1 pseudogene is annotated in these 677 nt (G+C 56.6%); it reads right to left on the bottom strand.

The annotated features are described in order from the left end of the window. A pseudogene (gene paoD / locus AC0L3J_RS37240) lies at positions 1 to 462 on the bottom strand (molybdenum cofactor insertion chaperone PaoD); the annotation flags it as partial. Between the last annotated feature and the right edge of the window lie 215 nt (positions 463 to 677).

Raw genomic sequence — 677 nt, 5'->3', positions numbered from 1 at the left:
CAGCGATTGTGCTTGCGGATCGTAGCGCAGCCCCACCGGTTTTCTCTGTTCCAGGCGGTTCAGCACGGCGAGCAGAGGCTGTGCCGAGCGTAGTTTATGGAGCGTCAGCGTGATCCCACCGCCGCAGGGCAGAACGATGTCAAACCACGGCGAACCTTCGCCATAGCGAATTTCGCAATCGCGGCCTGAGCCCATCATCTCCAGCGCTTCAAAAGCGGCAGCGGCCTCCACGCAGCCGCCAGAGACAAAACCGCAGTAACGACCATCTTCGCGCACCACCATCTGCGCCCCGAGCGGGCGCGCCGCGCCGCCGCGTATCTCCACCAGCGTCACCAGCACCGCTCCTTTACCGGACATTAGCGCCTCTACGGCGAAGCGCAGAATGGTCCGGTGGTCATCGGTGAGAAACGCCTGCTCTGGCTTATGCCAGTGTTCGTCTTTGTCAAAAAGCGCGTATGACATTGTTCCACAATTTCCGGGCTTCTATCTGTATTTCCCACAGCGTCGCAATATTGCACCAAAGCTCCGCGCCCTGATTGACTACGTCAAAGAATGGCGGCAGCAATTGGCTTAAATGTCTGCACCTGCACTGCCTGATGTCAGAACAGTATTTTGATGAATTGCCAAGGTTACAATGGCACAAATACGGCACAGGAGGAAACGTGGTGTATTTAAAT

Source organism: Bradyrhizobium sp. Kon37 (genome assembly GCF_055807535.1).
Note: the sequence above shows the minus strand (reverse complement) of the source record. Positions and strands in the feature narration are given on the sequence as shown.